Below are 26,027 nucleotides of genomic sequence, written 5' to 3'. Positions count from 1 at the left end.
CCGCCCGCCAGCAACTGGTCGAGAAGCTCATTCGGTATCGCAGGTTCTTTGCGTCGGGACATATGGGATCTCCTCTTTACCCATTATGCCCGCCCACACACGGAAATCCTGACAGTCCCCCGGTGCCGGTCAGCGATACGCGGCCGCCGCTCGACCGGGATGGGGTGCGCAGGCCAGGTCAGTCGCACGACGTTCTTCCACACCCCTAGCGTATCGGCGGGTCGGCGTTTACATGGACCGCCACGACTCGCTCCCCACTACGCGCAGGACACGGCATCCCATGGACATTCGACTCGGCTTAACCTTCGACGATGTCCTGCTGGTGCCGGCGGAATCCGACATCGTACCGAGCCAGACCAACACCGCGACGCACGTGACCAAGGGTATCGCGCTCGATATCCCGATCCTGTCGTCTGCAATGGACACCGTGACCGAGGCGGACATGGCGATTGTGATGGCGCAATTGGGCGGCATCGGTGTGCTGCATCGCAATCTCGAGATTGACGAACAAGTCGCCGCAGTGCGAGCGGTCAAGCGCTTCGAAAGCGGCATGGTCGTCAACCCGATCACGATCGCGCCCGGTGCGACGCTCGCCGAGGCGCAGGCTTTGATGGTGCGCAACCGCATCAGCGGTATCCCCGTGGTCGAGGCCGATGGCAAACTCGTCGGCATCCTTACCAATCGCGACGTGCGCTTTGCCGAAAACCCGCATCAGCCGGTGTCGGAGCTGATGACCCACGAGAATCTCGCGACCGTCTCGACCGGCGTCGGCAAGGAAGAGGCGCGCCGTCTGCTCCATCAGCGCCGGATCGAGAAGCTGTTGGTGGTGGACGAGCAATATCGCTGCGTTGGCCTGATCACCGTCAAGGATATCGAGAAAGCTGTCACCTATCCCAACGCTACCAAGGATGCTGCCGGGCGCTTGCGCGTCGCCGCCGCAACGACGGTGGGCGACAAGGGGTTTGCCCGCACCGAGGCGCTGGTCGATGCCGAACTCGATCTGGTGGTGATCGACACCGCACACGGCCATAATCGCGACGTTGCGCGCGCGGTCGAGCGGGTGAAGAAGCTCAGCAATTCGGTGCAGGTGATTGCGGGCAACGTCGCCACTGCCGAGGCAACGCGCGCGCTGATCGATGCGGGCGCGGATGGCATCAAGGTCGGCATCGGGCCGGGCTCGATCTGCACCACGCGCGTGGTCGCAGGCGTCGGCGTGCCGCAATTGACGGCAGTGATGGATTGCGCCGAAATCGGCCTGAAGGCGGGCGTGCCGGTGATCGCCGACGGGGGCCTGCGGACCTCGGGCGACCTCGCCAAGGCGCTGGCGGCGGGTGCTTCGGCGTGCATGATCGGGTCGCTGCTGGCGGGCACCGAGGAAGCGCCGGGAGAGACCTTCCTGTATCAGGGGCGCGCGTACAAATCGTATCGCGGCATGGGTTCGGTCGGCGCGATGGGTCGCGGATCGGCTGATCGCTATTTCCAGGGCGACATCAAGGACCAGATGAAGCTGGTGCCCGAGGGCATTGAGGGCCAGGTGGCGTTCAAGGGCCCGGCCAAGGACGTGATCCATCAGCTCGTCGGCGGGATTCGCGCGGCGATGGGCTATACCGGCTCGGCCACGCTTAAGGACCTGCAGGAGCGCGCGCGCTTCGTGCAGATTACGGGTGCGGGGTTGAAGGAAAGCCACGTCCACGACGTCGATATTACGCGCGAAGCACCGAATTACCCGACGCGCTAACTGCATCTCCCTCTCCCCGCTTGCGGGGAGAGGGCTGGGGAGAGGGGCAATGTTGCGCCGCCTTCCCGTTGCGTCCCCCTCTCCCCGACCCTCTCCCCTGAAGGGGAGAGGGAGAAAGATGCCATGACCCCATCTGCCCGCACCCAAGCCGCGATCGAACTGCTCGACCAGATCATCGCGGGCGCACGCGATTCGGGGGCGGCGGCGGATACGATCGTCGCGCGCTACTTTGCGACGCGGCGTTATGCTGGATCGAAGGACCGGCGCGCGGTGCGCGAATTGGTCTATGCCGCGATCCGGGCACTCGGCGAACGTCCGGCCTCGGGCCGCGCGGCGTTGCTGGCGCTGGCCAAGGCGGACCCGGAACTTGCCGCGACCTTTGACGGCGTCGGCCACGGCCCGGCAGTGATCGGACCGAGCGAAACCCCGGCCAAGACCGGCATCGCGCCCAACTGGATCCTCGATCGCTTGCGCCAATCGGGGCTGGATGATTCCGAATTTCCGGCCCTGATCGACCGCGCGCCGCTCGATGCGCGGATCAACCGCGTGATCGACGAAGTGATCGAGATTGAGGGAGCCGAGCCGATTGCCGGGTTGCCAAACGGGTTGCGTCTGCCCTCTGGCACGCAGGTCGAACAACTCCCGGCCTACAATCATGGTGCGATCGAAGTGCAGGATGCAGGCAGCCAGTTCGTCACGCTCGCTGCGCGGGCCCAGCCGGGCCAGCGTATCGTCGATCTGTGTGCAGGCGCAGGCGGCAAGACGCTGGCGCTTGCGGCGGCGATGGGCGGGCAGGGGGCCCTGCTCGCCACCGATACTGATCGCGCCCGCCTCTCCCGCCTTGCCCCGCGGGCGGAACGCGCGCGCGCCGGGATCATCGAAACGCGGCTGCTCAATCCCGGACGCGAAGTCGAGATGCTCGACGATTGGCTCGGCAGCGCCGATTGCGTGCTGATCGATGCCCCCTGTTCGGGCACCGGCACGTGGCGGCGCAATCCCGAGGCGCGCTGGCGGCTGACCCCGGACAGGATCGAGCGGCTGGTCGAGACGCAGCGCCATGTCCTCGAAGTCGGCGCGACGCTGGTCAAGCCGGGCGGCACCCTCGTTTACATCGTCTGTTCGCTGCTCGACGAAGAAGGGGCTGGGCAAGTCGCGGCATTCCTCGCGGCCAATCCGGGGTGGCGCGCGCAGTCGGTCGATCTGGGAGCAGGACGCGCGCATGGCGCGGGCACGCGGCTGACTCCGGCACACGATGCGACCGACGGGTTTTTTGTCGCGCGATTGCAACACGCGTGATAGCTCTGTCGTCGTGCCAAAGCTGGAGTATCTCATGCGTTATACGTCTGTCGCCGTCGCCGCTGCGCTGACGCTGCTCACCGTTGCGACTGCGGTGCAGGGACAACGCGGTGAGGATACGATCGACGGGCGGTCGATGGCGCTGCTCGCGCGCGGTCGGGCGCTGCAGGCGGCGGGCAATCTCGACGCCGCGACCGACACGCTGGAAAGCGCGCTTGCGGTCGATCCGCGCAATCGCGGTGCGTTCGTGACGCTCGCGGAAGTGGCCAAGACACGCGGCCTGCCGGGCAAGGCGATCCGCTTGTATCGCGAGGCGTTATCGCTTGATCCCAATGACGTCGTTGCCTTGAGCGGGCAGGGCGAGGCGCTGGTCGCCAAAGGCGCAGTCGCGCGCGCGCGCGAAAATCTCGCGCGGATCAAGACGGTGTGTGGCAAGCGGCCTTGTCCCGAGGTAGCCGCGCTGACGGCATCGATCGCGAAGGGGCCACCCATCGTAACGGCCGCAGCAGCGGCACCGGCGGCAGCTCCCAAGAAAGACTGAACCCCGGAACGGGGAGGAGCGACTAGCCCAGCGCGCGCGCCAAGGCGACGAACTCGGTGACGCTGACGGTCTCGGCGCGCCGCGTTGGGTCGATGCCAACGCGCTCCAGCGCCTCAAGCGCGCCAGTAACGCCTTTGAGGCTTTGCCGGAGCATCTTGCGACGCTGCCCGAACGCAGCGGCCGTCAGCCGCTCCAGCGTCGCGAAGCGGACGCCCTCAGGCGCATCTGCGGGCACGATATGCACCACCGCCGACATCACCTTGGGCGGTGGGGTGAAAGCCGAGCGGTGGACCGGCATCGCCAGCGTGGCACGCGACCGCCACTGCGCGAGCACCGCAAGCCGCCCATACGCCTCGCCGTCGGTTGGCGCGACGATGCGGTCGGCCACCTCGCGCTGGAACATCAAGGTCAGGCTTTGCCACCACGGAGCCCACTCCGCCGACAGCCAGCGTACCAGCAACGCCGTGCCGATATTATAAGGCAGGTTGGAGGCGATGTGCGGCTTGCCCTCGAACAGCGATGCGGCGTCGATCTCCAGCGCATCGCCCTCGATCACGCGCAGCTTGCCGGGAAACGCCTCGCCCAGTTCAGCCAGCGCGGGGATACAGCGATGATCGCGTTCGATCGCCGTGACGCGAGCACCCGCCGCCAGCAAGGCGCGGGTCAAGCCGCCGGGGCCGGGGCCAATCTCCAGCACTTCGGCGTCGTTCAAGTCGCCGGGAATCCGTGCGATCCGCGCCAGCAATTGCGCATCGAGCAGGAAATTCTGCCCAAGCGCCTTGCTCGCATTCAGACCGTAGCGTGCAATAACGTCGCGCAGTGGTGGAAGGTCGGGGCGCGGGGGCACCGAAGCGGGCTGGCTCACGCGTCGGCGGCAGCGCGGCGCTCGGCTGCCTCGCCCGCCAGCCGGATCGCGGCGATCGTCGCGCCGGGCTCGGCAATGTTCTTGCCGGCAATGTTGAACGCAGTCCCGTGATCGGGCGACGTGCGCACGATCGGCAAGCCGAGCGTGATGTTCACGCCCGAGTCGAAATACAGCGTCTTGATCGGGATCAGCGCCTGATCGTGATAGCAGCACATCGCAGCGTCATAGGTCGCGCGGGCGCGGGCATGGAACATCGTGTCGGCAGCAAAGGGCCCGGTCGCGTCGATCCCTTCGCTTTGCAGGATCTCGATCGCGGGGGCGATCAGGTCGATCTCCTCGCGACCGATCGCACCGCTTTCCCCGGCATGGGGGTTGAAGCCGGCAAAGACGATGCGAGGCTTGAGGATCCCGAAATTGCGCATCAGCCCGCGCGCTGTCGCGCGCGCTTTCGATACGAGCAGTTCGATCGACAACAATCCGCTCACTGCAGCAAGCGGAACGTGGGTGGTGATCGGAACGACGCGCAAGTCAGGGCCAGCCAGCATCATCACCGCATTCTCGCCCGCTATGCCGCAACGTTCGGCCACGAACTCGGTCTGCCCCGGATGGTTGAAGCCGATTTTATACAGTTGCGCCTTCGACACCGGCCCCGTCACCAATGCGCGCGCGGCACCGGAACGCACCAGGCCCGCCGCGAGCTCCAGCGCGCGCAGCGCACAGCGTGCACCCTCGACATCGGGAATGCCGGGCATGATTTCGCCGCCATCCTCGACCGTCAGCACCGGCAACGCAGTCTCGAACACGCGGTTGGTATCTTCCGGGTGCGAGATCGGCTCTACCGGTCCATCCCACACCGCCGCGATCGCCCTGGCGTCGCCCGTGGCAAAGAACGGCGGCAATCCCTCCGCAACGCGCTGCGCCCAGGCTTTGGCGATGATCTCGGGGCCGATCCCGGCCGGATCCCCCATCGATATGGCGAGCGGCGCGAGCATGGCGTTTTCTCCCCGGTCAGCGATATTCGATGATCGCGTCGCGTCGCAAATCGCGGAGCAACTGGTTCGCGCGCAGGTTCACGCGTGAATTTTCCATCGAAGTTCGGACCTGCTCGACGCCGGGAATGCGCGGCCCAGTCGCTTCGTCGCGCCCGCACAGCACCAGCGAGCGGATGCCGTCCTTCGCCGACCCGAAGGGCGGGGTCGATTCGCCGACCTGCAGTTTCAGCATGATCTCGCGCAGCGGTCCCGGCAGATCCTTGATCCGCACCGAATCATTGTCGACCACGTCGGCACCGAGCGCGGTCGCAACCTTGGCGACTTCACCGCAACCGTGAATCGTCTGGCTCAGCTTGGCGAACTCGGTAACGCGCGCATCGGCCTGGGCCTGCGTCGTGCCGTCGGCAAAGCGCACGCTGAGCTGCTTGAGCGTCAGCTTGGCGTCCATCGGATCGGCGACGCCGACCTTGCGCGTGTCGACCAGATAGATGATCGAGAAACCGCCCGGCACCTCGATCGGGCCAGCCAGATGCTCGGGCGTCATCGACTTGATCGCCTCAACCAGCGTCGGCGGCAATTGCGCCAACTGCGTTTCGCTCAACCAGTCGAGATCGCCGTCGGTCGCACGCGTGGTGGCGTCGGACAGGCGCGCATAATAGCCGAACGTGTCCTCGCCCTTTTCGCGCTTCTGGATCGAACCGATAATCTGTTGCGCCTGGTTGAACACTTCCTGCGCGCGATCCGGATCTGCCTTCAGGTAGATTTCGCGCACGTGATATTCGGTCGTGCCCTGCTGCTTCTTCAGCTTCTCGATGATGGCGTTGACCTCTTCGTCGCCGACTTTGATGTCGACCTTGCGCCGCAAATAGCGGTTCCACGAAAGCTCGGCTTCGATCTGGCGCTTGAGCGACCGCTCCGAGGAACCGATACCGCGCAGATAGGCCCGCATTTCGGCGACGGATTTGCCGAAGTTGCGCGCGACGGTCTCATAGCTCTTGTTGACCTCGTCGGGCGCAATCTTGACCTCGGCGGTCTTGGCCTGCTGGATCTGCAACGTTTCGTCGATCAACTGGCGCGCGGTCAGCAATTTGTACTGCGCCATTTCCTCGGGCGACAGCTTCAGGTCGCGCGCCGCCACCAGCAAGGCGACGCGCTGGTCGATATCGGTGCCGGTGATGACCGCCCCGTTGACGATCGCAGTCGGCTTGCGAACGTTGGGATCGACCTTGCCGAAAATCTGCAGGTTCTTCGGAATGTCGAGCCCCACGGCGGGCGTCGCATCATCGGGTACGGTCTGAGCGATCGAACCGCCGCTGCTCGAAACAAGCGCGACGAGTGCCGCACCGAGCGCCAAACGGCGGCCGAGCGAACCGAGGCCGGTGGTGGTTGCGCCGGTCTTCTTGGTGATATCAGTCTTCACGTAGTTAAAATCCCATCCCGCGCGGTCTGCGTTTCTGCTCAGCCCAACGAGCCCTTGGAAAAGGCCGTGCAACAGGCCGCCTGAACCAGTGCTTAGCGGCCAAGATTTTTGAATGCCAGCGTCAACAGGAAGCTGTTGCCGGCACGCGCGTCGCCGGTGTCCTGATAATCGCGCTTCCACGTCACCCCCAGGCGGAGGCAATCATCCTCATATTGGAAACCCAAACGGTGCCGGACCGGATCGAAACCGTTGGCCAGCGACAGCGGATCTTCGTTGCGGTCGGTGAGGTCGATCACGGTCGATCCGAAGACCGACCAGAATTTGGTGACCTGCACGCGTGCGCCCAAGCGCACTTCCTCGCGGTCGCGCAGATCCTCCAGCGTCGGGTCGATGTTGCGATTGAGCCGGAGATAGCCGATGAGAACATAGGTGCTGCGCGAGCCGACCCTTGCGTCCACCTCGTTGCGGCGAATCGCCAGATTGCCCTTGTCGAGGCGATAGCGATGCGTGATCGAGACGAAATCACGATAGCGAATTTCCGTGCGCCCGACGATGTCGGAGACCCGGCCCGAAAGCCCCGTCCCATCGGGAAACAGCGTTTCGCGATTGTTCAGGCGATAGCTCTGACCGATATTGGTCGAAATCGAAAAACCGGGAAGATCGGCCGACCAATCGACCCCATAAGTGAAGCGAGTCGAATCCTCGAACCGGTCGTATCCCGGGAAGCGGTTCAGGGCGAACAGGTTGGAATCCTCGAGATCGACTGCCCGGGAATCTTCGTTCGGCACGGCAAGATTGGTCGTCTGCGGCGAAGCGACCACTTGAAACCGCGGGGTCAGGCGCTGCGTGCCGCCCAGGAAGGTGCCGATGAACGGCCACTTCACATCGATTGCGAATGCGCCGATCGCGCGCGCACTGATCCCTTCATTGCCGCGATAGCTCGCCACCGTCGTGGCCAGCGTGTCGTTGGCATTGTACACATCGCCGCGACCGAACGCTGTGAATGTCACCTCCTGGCCCCAGGGCGTCAATTTGCGCAGATCCCACTGCGCGCTGGCAAAGGCGCGTTGCGTATCCTGGCCCGCCGGACGCGAAATCGCGAGGCTGTTGGCTTGCAGTTCGAACGTGCCGCCCAGCAAGCTGTCGGTAAAACGGTGGCGGTAATCGATTTCGGGCAGCGCGATCGGTTGCAGGCCCTGGCGATCGCCGACGCGCATCGTCTGGACGTACCAGCCGGCGATCGAGAAATAGCTGTCGGTATCGATGCGCTCGACATTCGCGGTGGTGCGCAGGCGATCGTCCTGCGAAATGTCATAGCGACGCAGGAAGGTGCGATCGGTGGTCAAGCGCAGCGATCCGCTGACGCTCCAATTCTCATCGAGCTGGAAGCGGGCCACCCCATCCAGATAGCCGCGAAACGAATCGGGCGTGCCGGGCGCGGTCGGGGTGAGCAGATCGGCACTGCGCGGGCTGGCGGTGGCGTACGCCTTGATCGAATAGGAACCGAGCGTGTTGAGTTCCTGATACTCCGCCTTGAGCATCGGCAGCACCGCGCTGAAAAAGCGCGGGGTGATCGTCAGCCCCTTATTGGGGGCCAGCGCGAAGTGATACGGCTGCGCAAATTCGAAGCCATTGACTCGGCCGTAGCGGAAATCGGGTGAGAGCAGGCCGCTATTGTTGCCTTCGCCGACAGGATTGGAAAAGGCGGGCAGCGGCAGCGTCGGCAAGCCGAACAGGTTGATGCGCGCGCCCGTATAATAGATCCGGCCGCGATCGGGGCGATAGAGTACGCGAACCGCCGTGATCTTCCATGTCGGCTCTTTCGGGCAGTTGCTGGAATCGGTCACCGCGCACGGCGTGTACGCCGCATCCTCCAGCACGACGACTTCATCGAGCGAGCGCGTGCCCTTGCGTGCCGCCAGGCGTCCGCCCTTTTCCAGCACCAGCAACATATTGTCGACGACGCCGTCCTTCAGCGCATCGGTCAGTTCGATCGAATCGCCATAGGCCGTATCGCCACCCGGATTGACGACCGCGATGTTGCCGCTCGCGTGAACCTTCCCGGTCTTTCGGTTCCACACCACCTTGTCGGCGCGCAGGCGGTCGCCGGAGCGGTACATACGGACATCGCCCGTTGCGGTGACGATGTCCTCCTTGCTGTCATATTCCAGGTTGGTCGCGGTGAACTGAACCTGATCGTCGCTCGCGCTCGGCGTGCTCGATGGGGGCGGGGGCGTTACCGGACGCGTTTGCAAATCCTGCGCACACGCCGGATTGGCGAGCAGCACAGCGGGAAACACACAAGTGGCAAGGAGAACGGCACGCTTCACGTCGGAACAAGCACCCTGTTGCGAGAAGGCCCCGGATGTACCCCGGTTGCCGCTGGTCGATCCCGCCCTATCGCATCGACACCGCTTTGCTGCAATCGTGCTGCGGCGAATTCGGTGCCCCCGCTTTGCCAGCGACGCGTCGCTGTCCTAAGAACGCGCGACTCATCGCATTTTTTTCGTAACCGAGGCCTCCCCATAATGCAGATCGATTTTTCCAGCGCCGCCCCCGCGTCGGGTGCCGCCATCGCCCTTCTTGTCGAGAAAGAGGGGCTCGCGCGTCTCGCGACAACGCTGATCGACGCGGCTGCGCTCGATCTGGTGAAGGCGGCAGCGCAGGCGAGCCGGTTTGACGGGGAAGCGGCCGCTGTGGTCGAAACTTTTGTTGCCGATGGCACCGGTGGCGTGCGGCGTGTCCTGTTGCTGGGCACCGGGGCGGCAGGAGAGGCCGAGTATGAGCGGGCCGGTGGTGCATTGACCGCGCGCTTGCTGACTTCCGGCGTGCAGACGGTCAGCGTCGATTTCGGTAGCGCCGGGGCCACGCCAAAGGCGGCGGCGCGTTTCGCGGCGGCTGCCGCACAGCGCGGCTGGCGGCATGACATCTATCGCACCAAGCTGCCCGAGAAATCCAAGCCGACTCTGACCACGATCGTGCTGCACGGCGCGCCTGAGGGCACCGATGCGGCGTGGAGCAAGCAGAAGGCGCTGACCGAGGGCCTGGAACTGACCCGCACGCTGGTGGCCGAGCCGCCAAACGTGATCTATCCCGAAACCTTCGTCGCCAAGGTGCGCGCCGAGGTCGAGGGGCTGGGCCTGGAGATCACCGTGCTGGGCGAAGCCGAGATGCGCGAACTGGGCATGGGCTCCTTGCTCGGCGTGTCGCAGGGTTCGGCCAAGCAGGCGCAGTTGCTTGCGCTCAAGTGGAATGGCGCGGGCGCGGGCGATCCGGCGCTGGCGCTGGTTGGCAAGGGCGTGACCTTCGACACTGGCGGCATTTCGCTGAAGCCCGGGCCCGGCATGGAAGACATGAAGTGGGACATGGGCGGCGCGGGCGCGGTGGTCGGCGCGATGAAGGCGCTCGCCGGGCGCAAGGCCAAGGCCAATGTTATCGGCGTGTGCGGCCTGGTCGAGAACATGCCCGATGGCGACGCGATCCGCCCCGGCGACGTGCTAACCTCCATGTCCGGCCAGACGATCGAAGTGCTCAACACCGATGCCGAGGGGCGGCTGGTCTTGTGCGACGTCATCACCTGGGTGCAGCGCACGCACCACCCCAAGACGATCGTCGATCTCGCCACGCTGACCGGTGCGATGATCGTAAGCCTCGGCCACGAACATGCCGGCTGCTTCGCGAATGACGATGCGCTGGCAGACCAGTTGCTGGCAGCGGGCAAGGCCTCGGGCGACCTGTTGTGGCGCTTCCCGTTGTCGGATGCCTATAACAAGCTGATCGACAGCCCGATCGCCGACATGAAGAATGTCGGCCCGCGCGGGGCGGGGTCGATCACCGCGGCGCAGTTCATCCAGCGCTTCGTCGAGCCGGGCGTGAAATGGGCGCATCTCGACATTGCCGGTATGGTTTGGGCGGACAAGCCGGGTGCGACCTATGACAAGGGCGCGACGGGGTATGGCGTGCGTTTGCTCGACCGGTTCGTTGCGGACAATTTCGAGGGCTGAGCGTGTGTTCCCCTCCCGCTGTGCGGGAGGGGTTAGGGGAGGGCGGTGTTTCGGGTCGAACGGGTGCCAGCGATGGATTCCCCTCCCCCAGCCCAGTTCGGGGTCGGATGTGCCCCCAGCACATCCTCGACAGCGCGGGGCGCTGTCGACCCCGAGCTCGCAAGCGGGAGGGGAGTAGGTGCAAGTCGATTTCTACCATTTGACGCTCCAGCCGCTCGACCGCGTGCTGCCGCGCATTGCCGAGCGCGTGGTCGAGGGGGGCGGGCGGTTGCTGGTGGTGGCGGAGAGCGTCGACCAGCGCGCCGCGCTCGACCGCTTGTTGTGGACCTATGCCGCCGACAGTTTCCTGCCGCATGCGCAGGCCGACGGGGAGGGCGATGCGGCGCAACCGATCCTGATTGCCGAGCAGCCGGTCGCGGCGAACACCGCACGCAACATCGCGATTGCCGATGGCCTGTGGCGCGAGGAAGCGCTGGGCTTCGACCGCGCTTTCCATTTCTTCGACGAAGACCGCATCGGCGCGGCGCGGGTGGCGTGGAAAGCGCTGACCGATCGTCCCGGGATCGAACGGCGGTATTGGAAGCAGAATGACAATGGCCGTTGGGAGCAAGCGGCCTGAGGGTTGCCCAGAGGCTTGCCCAGAGACTTGCCCAGAGACTTGCTTTGCCGCGCCCCCGCGACTAGGGACACGCGACTTTCCAAATCCCCCACCTATCAACACAGGAGCTTCACGGTCATGGCCGCGAACCGCACGTTTTCGATCATCAAGCCCGACGCCACGCGCCGCAACCTGACGGGTGCCGTCACCAAGATGCTCGAGGAAGCCGGCCTGCGCGTCGTCGCCTCCAAGCGCATCCACATGACGCGCGAGCAGGCCGAAGGCTTCTACGCCGTCCACAAGGAACGCCCGTTCTTCGGTGAGCTGGTCGAGTTCATGATCTCGGGCCCGGTCGTCGTGCAGGTTCTCGAAGGCGAGAACGCGATGCAGCGTAACCGCGACATCATGGGCGCGACCAACCCCGCCAATGCCGAGCCGGGCACGATCCGCAAGGAACTGGCCGAATCGATCGAAGCCAACACCGTTCACGGTTCGGATTCGGACGAGAATGCGGCGATCGAAATCGCCTATTTCTTCAAGCCCGAAGAAATCGTCGGCTGATCATCTGATGCAATGGCGCGTGCGACAGGCAGGTGTGGCGGATGCCGACCTGCTGTCGCTTGTCGCCAATGCGACCTTCCTGGATACCTATGCGCCGTCTTTGGAGGGCGCGGACTTGCTCGCGCATTGTCTCAAGAACAATCGCGCTGAGGCCTTTGCGGTGTGGCTCGCCGATCCCGCGACCATCGTGACCGTTGCCGAGATCGAGCCGGGCCACGCACCGCTCGGGTACGCCGTTCTCACCGCACCGAATTTCCCGATTGCGCTGGAGCCGACTGATATGGAGCTCCGCCGCATCTATTCGTTGCGGCAGGCACATGGGACCGGCCTTGGGCCTGCGCTGATGGCGCGCGCGATCGAGGATGCGACGCGGATCGGCGCGCGCCGGCTGTTGCTCGGCGTGTGGGAGCAAAATGCGCGGGCGCGCGCTTTTTACGAACGGCACGGCTTCCGCGTCATCGGCACGCGCGAATTTCAGGTCGGCAGCGAAGTGCATATCGATCCGATTTACGCGCTGGACCTCTCGTCTAGGGTTTCGGCTTCGGCTTGACGTTGGCCCACACCGCATCGAGGCTCGCTTGCGTGCCGCCGAGTTCGTGCAGGTGCAGGCTTTCGAGCTTGAGCGAACGGCCGAACGGGAAACCGCCCTCTGCCTTCCAGCCAATATCATAGATGCCGCGCGTGGTGCGCGGGGTGTCGCCGTCCCAATAGGTGAGCGCGATGAGGACGGGCAGGCGGCCGGTTTTCTTTTCCGTGGCCCCATCGGTTGCCTTCAGCACTTCATGCTCGAACCAGCCGCGCTCGATCGTATCGCCGACGGTATCCTTGCTGCCGATGCCGAGCTCGCTCGGGAAGGTAACGGTGGCATCGCGGATCGGGTGGCGGTCGTCATGCTGGAGCAGCAAAGCCGTGCCGTTGGCCGCAGGCACCGCGCGCACGTCGAAGCGCGAGGAGTCGCGCTGCGCCTTGACCGCGGCGACCTGCTTGTCGGCCTGGTCGGCGCGGTGATCGGACCAATTGAGATACAGGCTACCGCCCGCGATCAGCAGGCCTGCGACCGCGATAAATTCGCCGAGGTTGATCCAACGCCGCCGCGTTGCTGCGGCTTCCGCCTTGGCGACGGCTTCGGTCGCCGCGATCTGGATCGCGGGATCGTGCGGGGGCGGGGTTTTCGTCATATCGTCGGTCATCGTCCACCCGCTTCCAGCAAGCGCCGCGGCGCCACCAATTCCCAACTGATCGCGATCCGATCGCCAACGCGGTCCCAATCGACCTCTTCGCGATCGAGCCGCATCGCAATCCAGCCAGATGGCCCGAGATAGGGCGGGCTATAATAACACTCCGGGTCCAGCTCGATCAGTATCGCTTGCTCGTCGCGGCCATTGGTCTTGACGATCACCACGGTTTCGCCGTCGCCATGATGGTTATGCCAGAAATAGGCGAAGAACTTGCCCTTTTCGAGCAGGAAGCCCGGCGACCCGTGCGATGCTCGCTCGACCGTTTCCGGCAGCGCGAGGGCGAGCGCGCGGACCTTGGCGAGCGGGATATCGGGATCGGGGCTCATCGCGTGACGAAGTCTGCCAGAACCGACGGGTAAAGACCATGCTCGGCCGCGAGCACGCGCGCGGCGAGGGTGTCGGCGGTGTCGCCGGGGAGGATCGGCACTTCGGCCTGGCCGAGCACTTCGCCGCCATCGAGCTCCTCGGTGACGACATGGACCGAGCAGCCCGCCACCGCATCGCCCGCCGCGATCGCGCGGGCATGGGTGTCGAGGCCCTTATATTTGGGCAGCAGCGAGGGGTGGATGTTGATGATCCGCCCACGCCAGCGCGCGACGAAATCATCGGACAGCAAGCGCATATAGCCAGCGAGCGCGATCACCTCGACCCCGGCGGCGCGGAGCGCAGCGTCGATCGCGGCTTCATAGTCGGCCTTGGGAATGCCCTTGGGCGATTGGGTGAAGGTGGCAAGGCCCCGGTCGCGCGCCCAGGCGATGCCGACGGCATCGGGCTTGTCGGACGCGACCAAAGCGACGTCATAGCTGCGTGCGTGCTCGACCAGCGCCATCATGTTGGAGCCGCGGCCCGAGAGCAGGATGCCGACCTTCCGGTTCAAGACTCCCCTCCCGCCTGCGGGATGGGTTGGGGGAGGGGCGTGTCTTCACGCGATGCGATGCTGTTGGAGGTCAGGCCCTCCCCCAGCCCCTCCCGCGTGCGGGAGGGGAGCAGGCGCGCGTCACCCATGATTGTGCGTCGCGGTCCAGGCGCTACGACCGCCCCAGGTTTCCAGCGAGCCCGTCACGGTGCAACCGCGCACGCCCGCTTGGACCGCGCCGATGGTGAACACGGTTTCGCCCGCCGCAGTCAACGCTGCCGTCACCGCCTCGACCTGATCGGGCGCGACGGCGGCGACCATGCCGATGCCGCAATTGAAGGTGCGCGCCATTTCCTCGGGCTCGATATTGCCCTGCGCTTGCAGGAACGCCATCAGCCGTGGCTGCGGCCAGGCATCGGCATCGATCCGCGCGTGGACGCCTGCGGGCAGCACGCGCGGCACATTCTCGAGCAAACCGCCGCCGGTGATATGGGCAAGGCCCTTGATCCGGCGCTCGGCCAGCAAGGGCAGCAGTGACTTCACGTAAATGCGCGTGGGTGCCATCAGCGCGTCGATCAGCAGCACGTCGGCATCGAACAGCGCCGGGCGTGCCAGCTTCCAGCCCTTGTCGGCAGCGAGGCGACGGACCAGTGAGAAGCCGTTCGAATGCACGCCCGACGAGGCAAGACCCAGCAGCACGTCTCCCGGCGCAATGTCCTGCCCGGTCAGCACGCGGTCCCGCTCGACCGCGCCGACGCAGAAGCCAGCGAGGTCATAGTCATCCGCGGCATACATGCCGGGCATTTCCGCAGTCTCGCCGCCGATCAGCGCGCAGCCCGCCTGGCGACAGCCTTCGGCAATCGAAGCGATCACGCGCTCCGCCACCGCCGGATCGATCTTGGCCGTCGCATAATAATCGAGGAAGAACAGCGGCTCGGCACCCTGCACGATCAGGTCGTTGGCGCACATCGCGACCAGATCGATTCCGACTCCATCATGCGCATTGTGGTCGATCGCCAGTTTCAGCTTGGTGCCGACGCCATCGTTCGCGGCGACCAGCAACGGATCGACGAAACCCGCCGCCTTGAGATCGAAAAAGCCACCAAAACCGCCGAGTTCGGCATCCGCGCCCGATCGTCGGGTCGACTTGGCGAGCGGCGCAATCGCCCGGACCAGGGCGTTGCCCGCTGCAATCGAGACGCCCGCTTGGGCATAGGTGTAGGACGTCGCGTCCGGGTTCGTATCGCTCATGATGACCGCCTAGCCATATCCTGCTTGGATTTCCACGCCTCCTTCGCCAAAAGGGCGCCGACATGTCGATCCGCCGCTTTTCCCGCCCCCTGCAGTTCGCCGCTGCGCTTGCCCTTGCGGCGACCGGTGGGCTTGTGCTCGCGCAAGTCGACGATCCCGATCAGGGGCTGGCGGCTGCCGACAGCTCGGGCAGCTATGAGGTCAGCGGCATCGCCGTGGATGTTGTCGGCAAAACCGCCGATGCCGCGCGCTATGCCGGCTGGCGGATCGCACAGCGCAAGGGCTGGGCAATGCTCGCGCAGCGCATGGGCCAAAGCGCCACGGCACTCTCCGACGGTGCGCTTGACGGAATGGTGTCGGGGATCGTCGTCGAGGACGAGCAGATCGGCCCCAACCGCTACGTCGCACGGCTCGGCGTGCTGTTCAGCCGTGCGAAGGCCGGTGCAATCCTGGGGATTGCGCCCGAGGCGGCACGATCGGCCCCAATGCTGACGATTCCGATCGAGATCAGCGGCGGCGTCGCCACGGGCTTCGAGCAAAAGACGGCGTGGCAGGACGCGTGGCGGCGCTATCGCACCGGCAACAGCACGGTGGATTATGTTCGGCCGAGCGGCACCGGCGGTGACGCGCTGTTGCTGACGCTGGGGCAGGTCGAGCGGCCCGGTCGCGGCTGGTGGCGCGTGGTGCTCGATCAATATGGCGCGAACGACGTGCTCATCCCCAAGGTCACACTGCGTCGGGAATGGCCGGGCGGGCCGATCATCGGCATGTTCGAGGCACGGCACGGCCCGGATAACCGGTTGCTCACGCAATTTTCGCTCCGCGTCGACCGGGCCGATGCGTTGCCCGTGCTGCTCGACGCCGGGGTCAAGCGGATCGACGATACCTATCAGGCGGCGCTGCACGCGGGGCTGCTGGGGACCGATCCCGGCCTCGCTTTTGTTGCGCCGGTCGTTGCCGCGACACCGACCGATACGCCAAGCGATGTCGGTACCGGCGACGTCGCGGCTGGCACTCAACCGGGTGCGAGCGGCAGTGTGATCACGATTCAAGTCGATACGCCCAGCGCGGGCTCGGTCACCGCGACCGAATCGGCATTGCAAGTGGTGCCGGGGGTGCGCTCGGCCGTCACCACCAGCCTTGCCATCGGTGGCGTGTCGGTGATGCGAGTCGGCTTCGATGCCGATCCCGCTGTGTTGCGCGCTGCGCTGGAGGCGCGCGGCTGGACCGTGGTTGCCAGTGGCGCGACGCTGCGCATACGGCGCTCGGGGCAGCCATCCGCAGGTGGGCAAGCAGCCCCGCCGGCTGATAACACGACGGGTTGACGGGATGCTTCCGGCCCAAATGGCATTGCCGCTCGACTGGCCTGCCGATCCGCGTGACGACGAATTTCTGATTGGTCCATCGAACGCCCGCGCGGTGCAGCAGCTCGAGCGCTGGAGCACCTGGCCGGTGATGGCCGTGGTGGTCACAGGCCCACGCAAATCAGGCCGGAGTCTGCTCGCCCGGATCTTCGCCGCCAAGACCGGTGGCGGTTTGATCGACGATGCCGAACGGCAGAACGAGACGGCGATTTTCCATGCCTGGAACCGCGCACAAGAGGATCGCCGCCCGGTCGTGATCGTCGCCGATGCGCCGCCGCCGGAATGGTCGATCAAGCTCCCCGATTTGCGCTCGCGGCTGAGCGCAAGCCCGACGATCCGGATCGGCGATCCGGACGAGAGCCTGATGCGCGCGCTGTTCGAGCGGCAGTTCCTGCGGCGCGGGCTCGATGCCCGGCCGGAGTTGATTCAATGGCTCGTGGTCCGGGTCGAGCGCACGCATGTTGCGCTGCTACGCGCGGTCGATGTGCTCGATCAAGTCGTGCTGGAAAGCCACAAACGCTTGTCGATTCCGCTCGCGCGGGCCACATTGGAGGAAGCGGGGTTGATCCCCGGTCGCGCACCCGAATCGATGGAAAACCCATGACCCGACCCGCCCATATTGCGAGCCTGGACCACGACGACGACCCCTTTGCGGGGAGCGAGGGTAGCGACCGGTATTTCAATCGCGAGCTGTCGTGGCTCGCCTTCAACCGGCGTGTGCTGGAGGAAGCGTGCAATACGGCGCACCCGCTGCTGGAACGGCTGCGGTTTTTGTCGATTTCGGGCTCGAACCTCGATGAGTTCTTCATGGTCCGTGTGGCTGGCCTGAAGGGGCAGCAGCTTCAAGATGTCGCCCGCTTGTCGAGCGACGGGCTCACCTCGGGACAGCAACTCGCCGCGATCGTCGCCGAAGCCGACGCTCTGGTGACGAGCCAACGCGACGTGTGGCGCGACCTGCGTCGCCAGTTGGCCGAGACCGGCATCGCCGTGCTCAGTTCGCGCACGATCGACGAAGCGCTGTCACCCGAAGACCTGCACTGGCTGGAAACGCAATTTCGCGAACAGCTCTTCCCGATCCTCACGCCGCAAGCGCTCGATCCGGCACATCCCTTTCCGTTCATGCCCAATAAGGGGCTGGCGGTGATGTTCGATCTGGTGCGGATTTCGGACGAGCAGCCGATCCGCGAACTGGTGATGATCCCGGCACCGATGCCGCGCTTCATCCGCTTGCCGGGGGAGAAGGCCCGCTATGTCGCGGTCGAATCGCTGGTGAAGCGCTTCGCGCCGTTGGTGTTCCCCGGCTACCGCGTCATCGGCGGTGCCGAGTTCCGCGTGCTGCGCGACAGCGACATCGAGATCGAGGAAGAGGCGGAGGATCTCGTCCGCTATTTCGCCAATGCCATCAAGCGCCGCCGCCGTGGCCGGGTCATCCGGCTCGAGCTGGAAAGCGGGATGCCCGAGGGGCTGGGCGCGGTACTGCGCGACGAGCTTGGCGGATCGGATGCCTTCGTCACTGAAAGCGGAGCGTTCCTGGGCGTCGGTGACTTGGAGGCGATCGTCGATGAGGATCGTCCGGACCTGAAATTCACGCCCTTCTCGCCGCGCTTCCCCGAGCGCATCCGCGAATATGGCGGCGACTGTTTTGCCGCGATCAGCGCCAAGGACATTGTCGTCCACCACCCGTATGAAACCTTCGACGTGGTGCTGGCCTTCCTCAAACAGGCCGCAGCGGACCCCGACGTGGTCGCGATCAAGCAGACGCTCTATCGCGCCGGCAAGCAGCCCGCCGTCATCAACGCGCTGATCGCCGCCGCCGAGGCCGGCAAATCGGTGACTGCGGTGGTCGAGCTGAAGGCGCGCTTCGATGAGGAGCAGAATCTGCTCTGGGCGTCGGCGTTGGAGCGGGCCGGGGTGCAGGTCGTCTATGGCTTCATCGACTGGAAGACCCATGCCAAGGTCTCGATGGTCGTCCGCCGCGAAAACGGGCAATACCGCACCTACTGCCATTTCGGTACGGGCAACTATCACCCGATCACAGCGAAGGTGTATACCGACCTCAGCTTCTTCACCGCCGACCCGCGGCTCGGGCGCGATGCCGCGCAGATGTTCAACTACATCACCGGCTATGTCGAACCCGAGAATATGACGCTGATCAGCCTGTCGCCGCGCGATTTGCGCCCGCGCCTGATGCGGTTGATCGACGCCGAGATCGCCAATGCGCGCGAGGGCAAGCCTGCCGCGATCTGGGCCAAGATGAATTCGGTGGTCGACCCCGCCGTGATCGAGAAATTGTACGAAGCCTCAAACGCAGGGGTCGAGATCGACCTGATCGTACGCGGAATTTGCTGTCTGAAGCCCGGCGTCCCCGGCATGTCCGAGAATATCCGTGTTAAATCAGTGATCGGGCGTTTTCTGGAACACAGTCGCATCTGGGCGTTCGGCAATGGCAAGGCCTTGCCCAATGACGGTGCCAAGTTGTTCATTTCCTCCGCCGACTGGATGCAGCGCAATTTCGACCGGCGGATCGAATATATGCTGCCGATCGAGAATCGGACTGTTCACAAACAGATTCTCGACCAGGTGATGGTCGCCAATCTGATCGACAATGAGCAAAGCTGGGAATTGCAGGCCGATGGCAGCTATGTGCGCGTCCAGCCGGGCGAGCGACCATTCAACCTGCACCGCTATTTCATGACCAATCCGTCGCTGTCCGGTCGCGGTGCCTCGCTCGCCGCAAGCGGGTCGGTGCCGAAGCTTTCGCTGCGAAACCGGCGTTAGTCGCCCGATGGCGACGCTTCTGTTCCGCAAGGCGAAACCCGAAATCACGGGAGAACCACGCACCGGCATCATCGACATCGGGTCCAACTCGATCCGTCTGGTCGTCTATCAAGGCCCGGAACGCTTGCCCGCGATCCTGTTCAACGAAAAGGTGATGGCAGGACTCGGTCGCGGCCTGGCCGAGACCGGGACGATCGCCGAATCGGGGCTTGCGGTTGCCAGTGACGCCCTGGCACGCTTCGCCGCCGTCGCGCGCGAGATGGAGGTGACGCGGCTGCGCACCGTTGCAACCGCTGCTGTGCGCGATGCGACCAACGGCAAGGTCCTGCTCGACACGGCGCGCGATCTCGGGCTTGAGGTCGAGCTCCTGTCCGGCGAACAGGAAGCGACGGCGGCCGGACACGGTGTCTTGTCGGCGATCCCGGCGGCCGATGGGATCGTCGGCGACCTTGGCGGCGGCAGCCTTGAGTTGATCCGCATCAGCGGCGGCAAGGTGGGCGAGCGCGTCTCTTTCCCGCTTGGCGTGCTGCGGCTCGGCGCGCTGCGCGACAAAGGGCAGGGCGCGCTGCAACGGCAAGTCGCGCGCTTGCTCGATGCCGCCGGGTGGACGGGCAAGGGCGCAGGGCTGCCGCTGTATCTGGTGGGCGGATCCTGGCGCGCGCTGGCGCGGCTTGACATGCATTTGGGCAGCTATCCGCTGCCCGTCATCCACGAATATGCGATGTCGGCCGAAGCGGTCGCGCGGATGGGGCGCACGATCAGCCATGTGAACAAGGCCTGGCTCCGCGCGATCCCGGGCCTGTCGGCGGGGCGCGCCGCGACGCTGGGCGATGCGACCGCCTTGCTGGTGGTGTTGCTCAAGCATTTGCAGATCGAGACGACGATCGTCTCGGCCTTCGGCTTACGCGAGGGGCTGCTGTACGGCGCGCTCGACGAAAGCGTGCGCGCGCAGGACCCGCTGATCGTCGCAACGCGTGATGAAGGGCGGCGGCATGGCCGCTTTGCCGAACATGGCGATTTGCTCGATGGCTGGATCGCGCCGCTGTTCACGCGCGATGCGCCGGACATGGCGCGACTACGGCTTGCGGCATGTTTGCTTGCCGATGTCGGCTGGCGTGCCAACCCGGAATTTCGCGCCGAACGCGGGGTCGAAATCGCACTGCATGGCAATTGGGTCGCAATCGATGCGCGTGGCCGCGCGCTGGTGGCGCAGGCGCTCTACACCAGCCTTGGCGGCGGCACCGAAACGCCCGCGCCGCTGGGCGTTCTCGCGACACCGGCGGACTTGCGCCACGCGGTGTTGTGGGGGCTGGCGATGCGGCTGGGCCAGCGAATGAGCGGTGGATTGGCCGGGCCGCTGCAACGCTCGTCGCTCGCCGATGATGGCAACACGCTCACGCTCAGCGTCGCGTCGGGGGATCTGGCACTTTACAGCGAAACGGTGGAACGTCGGCACTCGGCGCTTGCTACCGCGCTCGGGCGCAAGGCACTGATCCTGGCGCGGTAGCGCCTGCGGTCGCGTCAATGGTCGGTGCTGGGCTCCGATGAAGCGGTCGTCATTGCTTTCATCGCAGCGGTCATAGCGGCCTCAACCTGTGCTTGCGCAGCCGCGATCGCGTCCCGTTGCTGCTTCATGGCAACCTCGATCGCCGATTGCACAGCGCCCGTCGCGATGTGTTGCTGTTGTTGTGCGGCCTCCATCGCAGCTTGCACTGCGGCAATCGCGGCCTGGTGCTGTTGCTGGGCGGCGGCCATCCCTGCTTCTACCGCATCTTGCGCCGGTCGCTGCGAGTCGCCTTGCCCGGCGGGCGGTTGCGATGGATCCTGCTCAATCATAAGTGGTACTCACTTTGGGCGCGGCGGCGTCTGAACCCGAGGGGTGATCTTCGCCCACATAGTCCTGGGAGATCGCGACAACCATCCGCAGCGTTTCGATCGCTTTCGTAATCAGATGCTGCCCTTCCTTAGCAGCCTCCAGATAGATGCGATCGTTGGTTGCAAAAAAGCGCGCCAGCCCGGCTGCGGATGCCGCTGTGGCAATCATCGTGGAATTGCGCAGTGCATCGGTGGCATCCTGCACCGCGATACTAAGCGCCAGCCTGATTTGCGGGTCGGCATTCTGCATCATTGCTCAGCCGCTGCTGGCTTGGGCGAGGGAGCCGCCACTGCCGCCGCGATGCGCGCGAGCGCGGCGGTCGCCGCCTCCGCATCCTGACCGGCTTGCACAACGCGCGCCTTCAAGACGTCGACGGCCAACCGCGCCTGCTGCTCGTAAACCGCGACGATTGCCGAGTTTGGCGAGTGCGCGCCGGGACCGGGCGGGAGCGGTGCGCCCAGGATTTGGGCACAAGCCGCCGCCGTCGTCGCGGATGCGATCGTCGCATCAGCTTGCTGGCGGATCACGGCCTGAAGCTGCCCCAGCGCAATGGCCTGGGCGCTCGCCAGTTCGACCATCGCCGCGGCGGGATTGTCGGCTGCGCCTTTGGTCAGCGCCTGGATTGCCGCTAGGCTGTCCAACACCTGCGCGTTGACCGTAGCGAACGGTTCCGCGGCAGCCTCGGCCGCTGGATTTGTGTCGGTGTGGTCTTGCACTATCGTCCGCCTTTCAGGCTACGCCAGAAGCGACGGGACCAGCCGCCGGTTGGCTTTCGGCCACCGGGGCCATCGCGGCGGGACTGTGCAACGTGTTGGCCTGGGCGTAGATCAGGGCGACGCCCTGCGCCGTGGCGGCCTGGGCTGTGATATAGGCCTGTTGCTGCGCGAAGGTAGCGTTGTGCGCAGCCATCGCGATCGCCTGGGCGACTGCCTGATAAAGCGAGGCCAACGCCACGGCGGGGGCGGAACCAAGCGTGACCACGCCAGCTTGCGAAACAGAATCGGTGATCTGGCTGTTGACGGCGGTAGGATAAGCCATGGGTCGTGCTCCGGATTTGGTCGTTCGAGACGAATGTGTGGGGCGTTAAAGCCCCCTCACACGACCCGACTGCAAAATATCTTCCGTGGAGGCTCCCGTGCTTGCGGTATCGATCGAATATAGGGTGGCAACCCCCATCGTCGTGGCCGCTTGCGCTGTTACGTAGCTTTGTTGCTGTGCCGCTGTCGCATTGTGCGCGGCATTGGCCAGCGCCTGCGCGGTGGCCTGATACAGATTTCCCATCGCAATCGCCGGGCTCTCACCCAGAACCTTGACGTTGGCTTGTGTAACCGAGTCGGTGACTTGATCGTTGACAGAGGTCGGAAAGGCCATGAACGTTCTCCCGCTACAAAAAGTTTCGATATCGAAACTTTGCATGGCGAACGTTACCGGTCAATGAAACCCGGAACGAAAGAAACGGGGCTGGCTGATCGTCAAAATTATTGCGGATAGACCGGGGCGTCCTCGGTGCGCGTCATCTTCAACTTGCCGTTCACCACTGCAAAGGCCAGCCGCCCCTCGACCAGGTCGAGCGCATCGCGGCCGAATTGGTCGAAGCGCCAGCCCTCCAGGATCGACAAACCGCTGCGTTGACCCGCGGCCAACGCGTCGAGATCATCGGTGCGCGCAAGCAAGCGCGCCGCCACGTCGATTTCCTTGGAGCGGATCTTGAGCAGCAGCTTGAGCAAATCGGCGACCAGCGCGCCGTCCTTACCCATGCCGGGCTTGCGGTCGTCGCGCGAGGGCAGTTCGTCGGGCGACATCGGTTGCGCATGTTCGAGCGCCGCCATCAGCCGCGCGCCGATATCGTTCTGCGCCCATGTCGCGGAAAGCCCGCGGACCTTGGCGAGATCGGCCTGCTTGCGCGGGGCGTGACCCGCCAGATCGGCGATCGTCTCATCTTTGACGATGCGCCCACGCGGCAGATCCTTGCTGCGCGCCTCGATCTCGCGCCAGCGCGCCAGCGCCTTCAGGCGACCGAGCACTTCGGGCTTGCGGCTGGGCACCTTGATCCGGCGCCAGGCTTCCTCGGGATCATTGGCGTAATTCTTGGGGTCGCCGAGGCGCTCCATTTCCTGGTCGAGCCAGGCCCCGCGCCCGGTGCGGCGGAGCCGCTCGAGCATTTTGGGGAAGATCTTGGCGAGATGCGTCACGTCGCCAATCGCATATTCGATCTGGCGCGCGTCGAGCGGACGACGGCTCCAGTCGGTGAAGCGCGCGCCCTTGTCGACGGTGATGCCGAGATAGGCGTCGACCAGATTTGAATAGCCGACTTGCTCGCCTTGCCCCAGCGCCATCGCGGCGACTTGGGTGTCGAACAGCGGGTGCGGGGTGGTGCCGGTGAGGTTGTAGACGATTTCGAGATCCTGCCCGCCGGCGTGGAAGACCTTCAGCACGTCCTCATTATTGACCAGCAATTGCAGCAGCGGCGTCATGTCGAGGCCGGGGGCGAGCGGATCGATCGCGGCGGCTTCGTTCACATCGGCAATCTGGATCAGGCAGAGTTCGGGCCAGAAGGTGTTCTCGCGCATGAACTCGGTATCGACGCAGACGAAGTCGGCTTCGGCCAATCGGGTGCAGAGATTGGCGAGGGTGGCACTGTCGGTGATGAGCGGATGGATATGCATACAGCCCCCCATAGCGAGCGCCGGGCGGGTTGACAAAGGTGGGTGGGGGAGGGAAGCGCAGCGGCTATATTCGCCGTCACCCCGGCGGAGGCCGGGGCCGCTGCGTTGTCAGGCGTTGCGCTTCGATACACAGCGGCCCCGGCCTTCGCCGGGGCGACGAACATGAGAAGATTTATGCACGCCTATCGCACTCATACCTGTGCCCAGCTTCGCGCCTCCGATGTCGGGGCCTCGGTCAAGCTTTCCGGCTGGATTCACCGCAAGCGCGACCACGGAAACCTGCTGTTCGTCGATCTGCGCGACCATTATGGCATCACCCAGATCGTCACCGACAGCGACAGCCCGACCCATGCGGTGCTCGACAAATTGCGCCCCGAGTCGGTCGTCACCATCACCGGCGACGTGGTGGCGCGTTCGCCCGAGACAGTGAATGCGGCGCTGCCTTCCGGCGAAATCGAACTGCGCGCCCGCGATGTCGTGGTACAGTCGGCGGCGCAGGAATTGCCGATGCCGGTGTTCGGCGAGAATGAATATCCCGAGGAAATCCGCCTCAAATATCGCTATCTCGATTTGCGGCGCGAGCGGCTGCACGCCAACGTCCTGCTGCGCTCCAACGTCATTTCCTCGCTGCGCCAGCGGATGATCGGGCAGGGCTTCACCGAATTCCAGACGCCGATCCTGACCGCCTCCTCGCCCGAGGGCGCGCGCGATTATCTGGTGCCGAGCCGCGTGCATCCGGGCAAGTTCTACGCGCTGCCGCAGGCCCCGCAGATGTTCAAGCAGTTGCTGATGGTGGCGGGCTTCGATCGGTATTTCCAGATCGCGCCGTGCTTCCGCGACGAAGATGCGCGTGCCGACCGTAGCCCGGGTGAATTCTACCAGCTCGATTTCGAGATGAGCTATGTCACCCAGGACGACGTGTTCGCCGCAATCGAGCCGGTGCTGCACGGCGTGTTCGAGGAATTCGCAAACTGGCAGGGCAAGGGGCGCACCGTCTCCCCGCTGCCGTTCAAGCGCATTCCGTACCGCGAATCGATGCTGAAATATGGCAATGACAAGCCCGATCTGCGCAACCCGATCGTGATCAGCGACGTGTCGGAGCATTTCAAGGGCTCGGGCTTCGGCCGCTTCGCCTCGATGGTCGAAGCGGGCGATGTCGTGCGCGCGATCCCGGCGCCCGGCACCGCCGAAAAGAGCCGCAAGTTCTTCGACGAAATGAACAGCTGGGCGCAGTCCGAGGGCTTCCCGGGTCTGGGCTATGCCACGCAGAAGGATGGCGTGTTCGGCGGGCCGATCGCCAACAACCATGGGCAAGAGGGCATGCAGGCGATCGCCGCTGCACTCGGCATCGGGCCGAATGACGGCATCTTCTTCTCGGCGGGCAAGGCAGCGCAGGCCGCCAAGCTGGCGGGGCTGGCGCGCACCCGCGTTGCCGAGCAGCTCGAGCTGATCGACCAGAAGCGCTTCGAATTCTGCTGGATCGTCGATTTCCCGATGTTCGAATATGATGAGGACGCGAAGAAGGTCGATTTCAGCCACAACCCCTTCTCGATGCCGCAGGGCGAGATGGAAGCGCTGGAGACAAAGGACCCGCTCGACATTCTCGCGTACCAATATGACATCGTCTGCAACGGCATCGAATTGTCGTCGGGCGCGATCCGGAACCATCGCCCGGAAATCATGTACAAGGCGTTCGAGATTGCCGGGTACACGCAGGCCGATGTCGATACCAATTTCGCGGGCATGATCAACGCCTTCAAGTTCGGCGCGCCGCCGCATGGCGGCTCGGCACCGGGGGTCGACCGCATCGTCATGCTGCTGGCCGACGAGCCCAACATCCGCGAGGTCATCACCTTCCCGATGACGCAGAAGGCCGAGGATCTGATGATGGGCGCACCCAATTTCGCGACGCCAAAGCAGTTGAAGGAACTCAACATCCGCGTGACCGGTGACGGCGCGCGGGCACAAGAGGGCTGAGGATGC

At 65.0% G+C, this 26,027-nt stretch carries 26 protein-coding genes; 12 read left to right on the top strand and 14 right to left on the bottom strand.

Features of this window, described 5'->3' with window-relative positions:
- Positions 1-280: 280 nt before the first annotated feature.
- The 3 genes from guaB to ACP7BL_RS16060 all read left to right on the top strand — a co-directional run bounded on the left by guaB (position 281) and on the right by ACP7BL_RS16060 (position 3,575).
- Positions 281-1,738: an IMP dehydrogenase gene (guaB, locus tag ACP7BL_RS16070; RefSeq protein WP_033963199.1), complete on the top strand. Its 1,458-nt coding sequence runs from the start codon at positions 281-283 to the stop codon at positions 1,736-1,738.
- A gap of 123 nt (positions 1,739-1,861) precedes the next feature.
- Positions 1,862-3,034 (top strand): RsmB/NOP family class I SAM-dependent RNA methyltransferase, encoded by a 1,173-nt coding sequence (locus ACP7BL_RS16065; RefSeq protein ID WP_126847347.1) that lies wholly within the window; start codon positions 1,862-1,864, stop codon positions 3,032-3,034.
- Positions 3,035-3,068: 34 nt separating this feature from the next.
- Positions 3,069-3,575 (top strand): tetratricopeptide repeat protein, encoded by a 507-nt coding sequence (locus ACP7BL_RS16060; protein ID WP_081988865.1) that lies wholly within the window; start codon positions 3,069-3,071, stop codon positions 3,573-3,575.
- Between the two features lie 22 nt (positions 3,576-3,597).
- On the opposite strand, the gene rsmA is transcribed toward ACP7BL_RS16060, so the two are convergent.
- The 4 genes from rsmA to ACP7BL_RS16040 form a co-directional block, all read right to left on the bottom strand.
- A complete protein-coding gene (rsmA, locus tag ACP7BL_RS16055) occupies positions 3,598-4,440 on the bottom strand; it encodes a 16S rRNA (adenine(1518)-N(6)/adenine(1519)-N(6))-dimethyltransferase RsmA (RefSeq protein WP_137902331.1) in 843 nt (280 codons plus the stop codon).
- Positions 4,437-5,432, bottom strand: coding sequence for a 4-hydroxythreonine-4-phosphate dehydrogenase PdxA (gene pdxA, locus ACP7BL_RS16050; RefSeq protein ID WP_126847353.1), 996 nt, complete (start codon positions 5,430-5,432; stop codon positions 4,437-4,439). The genes rsmA and pdxA overlap by 4 nt, the downstream gene beginning before the upstream one ends.
- 16 nt (positions 5,433-5,448) lie before the next feature.
- Positions 5,449-6,852, bottom strand: coding sequence for a peptidylprolyl isomerase (locus ACP7BL_RS16045; protein ID WP_426258814.1), 1,404 nt, complete (start codon positions 6,850-6,852; stop codon positions 5,449-5,451).
- Positions 6,853-6,944: 92 nt separating this feature from the next.
- Positions 6,945-9,182, bottom strand: a complete 2,238-nt coding sequence (locus ACP7BL_RS16040) for an LPS-assembly protein LptD (protein ID WP_137902330.1) — start codon at positions 9,180-9,182, stop codon at positions 6,945-6,947.
- Positions 9,183-9,380: 198 nt separating this feature from the next.
- On the opposite strand from ACP7BL_RS16040, the gene ACP7BL_RS16035 reads away from it, so the two are divergent.
- From ACP7BL_RS16035 to ACP7BL_RS16020, 4 genes are all read left to right on the top strand, one after another.
- The gene (locus ACP7BL_RS16035) at positions 9,381-10,856 is read left to right on the top strand and encodes a leucyl aminopeptidase (protein WP_426258813.1); all 1,476 of its coding nucleotides are present in this window, start codon (positions 9,381-9,383) and stop codon (positions 10,854-10,856) included.
- Positions 10,857-11,034: 178 nt separating this feature from the next.
- Complete coding sequence (locus tag ACP7BL_RS16030) at positions 11,035-11,475, top strand: DNA polymerase III subunit chi (RefSeq protein ID WP_126847362.1); 441 nt, start codon at positions 11,035-11,037, stop codon at positions 11,473-11,475.
- A gap of 117 nt (positions 11,476-11,592) precedes the next feature.
- Complete coding sequence (gene ndk / locus ACP7BL_RS16025; RefSeq protein ID WP_126847364.1) at positions 11,593-12,015, top strand: nucleoside-diphosphate kinase; 423 nt, start codon at positions 11,593-11,595, stop codon at positions 12,013-12,015.
- A 19-nt stretch (positions 12,016-12,034) separates the two neighbouring features.
- Positions 12,035-12,565: a GNAT family N-acetyltransferase gene (locus ACP7BL_RS16020; RefSeq protein WP_312845341.1), complete on the top strand. Its 531-nt coding sequence runs from the start codon at positions 12,035-12,037 to the stop codon at positions 12,563-12,565.
- Here ACP7BL_RS16020 and ACP7BL_RS16015 read toward each other — a convergent pair.
- The 4 genes from ACP7BL_RS16015 to purM form a co-directional block, all read right to left on the bottom strand.
- The gene (locus tag ACP7BL_RS16015) at positions 12,543-13,205 is read right to left on the bottom strand and encodes a hypothetical protein (protein WP_426258812.1); all 663 of its coding nucleotides are present in this window, start codon (positions 13,203-13,205) and stop codon (positions 12,543-12,545) included. The genes ACP7BL_RS16020 and ACP7BL_RS16015 overlap by 23 nt on opposite strands.
- Positions 13,202-13,579, bottom strand: a complete 378-nt coding sequence (locus ACP7BL_RS16010; RefSeq protein WP_426258811.1) for an MmcQ/YjbR family DNA-binding protein — start codon at positions 13,577-13,579, stop codon at positions 13,202-13,204. Before ACP7BL_RS16010 ends, ACP7BL_RS16015 begins: the two co-directional genes overlap by 4 nt.
- Entirely contained in the window at positions 13,576-14,085 is a 510-nt protein-coding gene (purN, locus tag ACP7BL_RS16005; protein WP_426258815.1) for a phosphoribosylglycinamide formyltransferase, read from the bottom strand. The genes ACP7BL_RS16010 and purN overlap by 4 nt, the downstream gene beginning before the upstream one ends.
- Positions 14,086-14,250: 165 nt before the next feature.
- The gene (purM, locus tag ACP7BL_RS16000; protein WP_033967191.1) at positions 14,251-15,360 is read right to left on the bottom strand and encodes a phosphoribosylformylglycinamidine cyclo-ligase; all 1,110 of its coding nucleotides are present in this window, start codon (positions 15,358-15,360) and stop codon (positions 14,251-14,253) included.
- 62 nt (positions 15,361-15,422) lie between these two features.
- Between purM and ACP7BL_RS15995 the strand changes: the two genes are divergently transcribed.
- From ACP7BL_RS15995 to ACP7BL_RS15980, 4 genes are read left to right on the top strand one after another with little or no spacing between them, the layout of a single operon-like run.
- Positions 15,423-16,685: a heavy-metal-associated domain-containing protein gene (locus ACP7BL_RS15995; protein WP_426258810.1), complete on the top strand. Its 1,263-nt coding sequence runs from the start codon at positions 15,423-15,425 to the stop codon at positions 16,683-16,685.
- Between the two features lie 19 nt (positions 16,686-16,704).
- The gene (locus ACP7BL_RS15990; RefSeq protein ID WP_033967193.1) at positions 16,705-17,328 is read left to right on the top strand and encodes an HdaA/DnaA family protein; all 624 of its coding nucleotides are present in this window, start codon (positions 16,705-16,707) and stop codon (positions 17,326-17,328) included.
- Positions 17,325-19,502, top strand: a complete 2,178-nt coding sequence (locus ACP7BL_RS15985; protein WP_033967194.1) for an RNA degradosome polyphosphate kinase — start codon at positions 17,325-17,327, stop codon at positions 19,500-19,502. Before ACP7BL_RS15990 ends, ACP7BL_RS15985 begins: the two co-directional genes overlap by 4 nt.
- A 7-nt stretch (positions 19,503-19,509) precedes the next feature.
- Complete coding sequence (locus tag ACP7BL_RS15980; protein WP_126847376.1) at positions 19,510-21,009, top strand: Ppx/GppA family phosphatase; 1,500 nt, start codon at positions 19,510-19,512, stop codon at positions 21,007-21,009.
- A gap of 14 nt (positions 21,010-21,023) precedes the next feature.
- Here ACP7BL_RS15980 and ACP7BL_RS15975 read toward each other — a convergent pair whose 3' ends face one another.
- From ACP7BL_RS15975 to rnd, 6 genes are all read right to left on the bottom strand, one after another.
- Positions 21,024-21,257 carry a hypothetical protein gene (locus ACP7BL_RS15975; RefSeq protein ID WP_426258809.1) on the bottom strand — a complete coding sequence of 78 codons (234 nt, stop codon included), beginning with the start codon at positions 21,255-21,257 and terminating at the stop codon, positions 21,024-21,026.
- A 73-nt stretch (positions 21,258-21,330) separates the two neighbouring features.
- A complete protein-coding gene (locus tag ACP7BL_RS15970; RefSeq protein ID WP_426258808.1) occupies positions 21,331-21,630 on the bottom strand; it encodes a hypothetical protein in 300 nt (99 codons plus the stop codon).
- Positions 21,627-22,094, bottom strand: coding sequence for a RebB family R body protein (locus tag ACP7BL_RS15965; RefSeq protein WP_185867635.1), 468 nt, complete (start codon positions 22,092-22,094; stop codon positions 21,627-21,629). The genes ACP7BL_RS15970 and ACP7BL_RS15965 overlap by 4 nt, the downstream gene beginning before the upstream one ends.
- A gap of 13 nt (positions 22,095-22,107) precedes the next feature.
- Positions 22,108-22,416 carry a RebB family R body protein gene (locus ACP7BL_RS15960; protein ID WP_126847384.1) on the bottom strand — a complete coding sequence of 103 codons (309 nt, stop codon included), beginning with the start codon at positions 22,414-22,416 and terminating at the stop codon, positions 22,108-22,110.
- A gap of 45 nt (positions 22,417-22,461) precedes the next feature.
- Entirely contained in the window at positions 22,462-22,749 is a 288-nt protein-coding gene (locus ACP7BL_RS15955) for a RebB family R body protein (RefSeq protein WP_033967199.1), read from the bottom strand.
- 107 nt (positions 22,750-22,856) lie between these two features.
- Positions 22,857-24,044, bottom strand: coding sequence for a ribonuclease D (gene rnd, locus ACP7BL_RS15950; protein WP_426258807.1), 1,188 nt, complete (start codon positions 24,042-24,044; stop codon positions 22,857-22,859).
- 174 nt (positions 24,045-24,218) lie between these two features.
- On the opposite strand from rnd, the gene aspS reads away from it, so the two are divergent.
- Positions 24,219-26,021 (top strand): aspartate--tRNA ligase, encoded by a 1,803-nt coding sequence (aspS, locus tag ACP7BL_RS15945; protein WP_426258806.1) that lies wholly within the window; start codon positions 24,219-24,221, stop codon positions 26,019-26,021.
- Positions 26,022-26,027 lie beyond the last annotated feature (6 nt).

This window comes from Sphingomonas sp. DC1600-2, assembly GCF_049897605.1.
In the GTDB taxonomy this organism is placed as follows: domain Bacteria; phylum Pseudomonadota; class Alphaproteobacteria; order Sphingomonadales; family Sphingomonadaceae; genus Sphingomonas.
This window is presented reverse-complemented; position numbering and strand designations above follow the sequence as displayed.

Bases quoted from the DNA above. Each gene is read 5' to 3' on its own strand.
- guaB (WP_033963199.1), top strand. From the start codon at position 281: ATGGACATTCGACTCGGCTTAACCTTCGACGATGTCCTGCTGGTGCCG.
- ACP7BL_RS16065 (WP_126847347.1), top strand. From the start codon at position 1,862: ATGACCCCATCTGCCCGCACCCAAGCCGCGATCGAACTGCTCGACCAG.
- ACP7BL_RS16060 (WP_081988865.1), top strand. From the start codon at position 3,069: ATGCGTTATACGTCTGTCGCCGTCGCCGCTGCGCTGACGCTGCTCACC.
- pdxA (WP_126847353.1), bottom strand. From the start codon at position 5,432: ATGCTCGCGCCGCTCGCCATATCGATGGGGGATCCGGCCGGGATCGGC.
- ACP7BL_RS16035 (WP_426258813.1), top strand. From the start codon at position 9,381: ATGCAGATCGATTTTTCCAGCGCCGCCCCCGCGTCGGGTGCCGCCATC.
- ndk (WP_126847364.1), top strand. From the start codon at position 11,593: ATGGCCGCGAACCGCACGTTTTCGATCATCAAGCCCGACGCCACGCGC.
- ACP7BL_RS16015 (WP_426258812.1), bottom strand. From the start codon at position 13,205: ATGACCGACGATATGACGAAAACCCCGCCCCCGCACGATCCCGCGATC.
- ACP7BL_RS16010 (WP_426258811.1), bottom strand. From the start codon at position 13,579: ATGAGCCCCGATCCCGATATCCCGCTCGCCAAGGTCCGCGCGCTCGCC.
- purN (WP_426258815.1), bottom strand. From the start codon at position 14,085: ATGATGGCGCTGGTCGAGCACGCACGCAGCTATGACGTCGCTTTGGTC.
- purM (WP_033967191.1), bottom strand. From the start codon at position 15,360: ATGAGCGATACGAACCCGGACGCGACGTCCTACACCTATGCCCAAGCG.
- ACP7BL_RS15995 (WP_426258810.1), top strand. From the start codon at position 15,423: ATGTCGATCCGCCGCTTTTCCCGCCCCCTGCAGTTCGCCGCTGCGCTT.
- ACP7BL_RS15990 (WP_033967193.1), top strand. From the start codon at position 16,705: ATGGCATTGCCGCTCGACTGGCCTGCCGATCCGCGTGACGACGAATTT.
- ACP7BL_RS15985 (WP_033967194.1), top strand. From the start codon at position 17,325: ATGACCCGACCCGCCCATATTGCGAGCCTGGACCACGACGACGACCCC.
- ACP7BL_RS15980 (WP_126847376.1), top strand. From the start codon at position 19,510: ATGGCGACGCTTCTGTTCCGCAAGGCGAAACCCGAAATCACGGGAGAA.
- ACP7BL_RS15975 (WP_426258809.1), bottom strand. From the start codon at position 21,257: ATGGCCGCCGCCCAGCAACAGCACCAGGCCGCGATTGCCGCAGTGCAA.
- ACP7BL_RS15970 (WP_426258808.1), bottom strand. From the start codon at position 21,630: ATGATGCAGAATGCCGACCCGCAAATCAGGCTGGCGCTTAGTATCGCG.
- ACP7BL_RS15960 (WP_126847384.1), bottom strand. From the start codon at position 22,416: ATGGCTTATCCTACCGCCGTCAACAGCCAGATCACCGATTCTGTTTCG.
- ACP7BL_RS15955 (WP_033967199.1), bottom strand. From the start codon at position 22,749: ATGGCCTTTCCGACCTCTGTCAACGATCAAGTCACCGACTCGGTTACA.
- rnd (WP_426258807.1), bottom strand. From the start codon at position 24,044: ATGCATATCCATCCGCTCATCACCGACAGTGCCACCCTCGCCAATCTC.
- aspS (WP_426258806.1), top strand. From the start codon at position 24,219: ATGCACGCCTATCGCACTCATACCTGTGCCCAGCTTCGCGCCTCCGAT.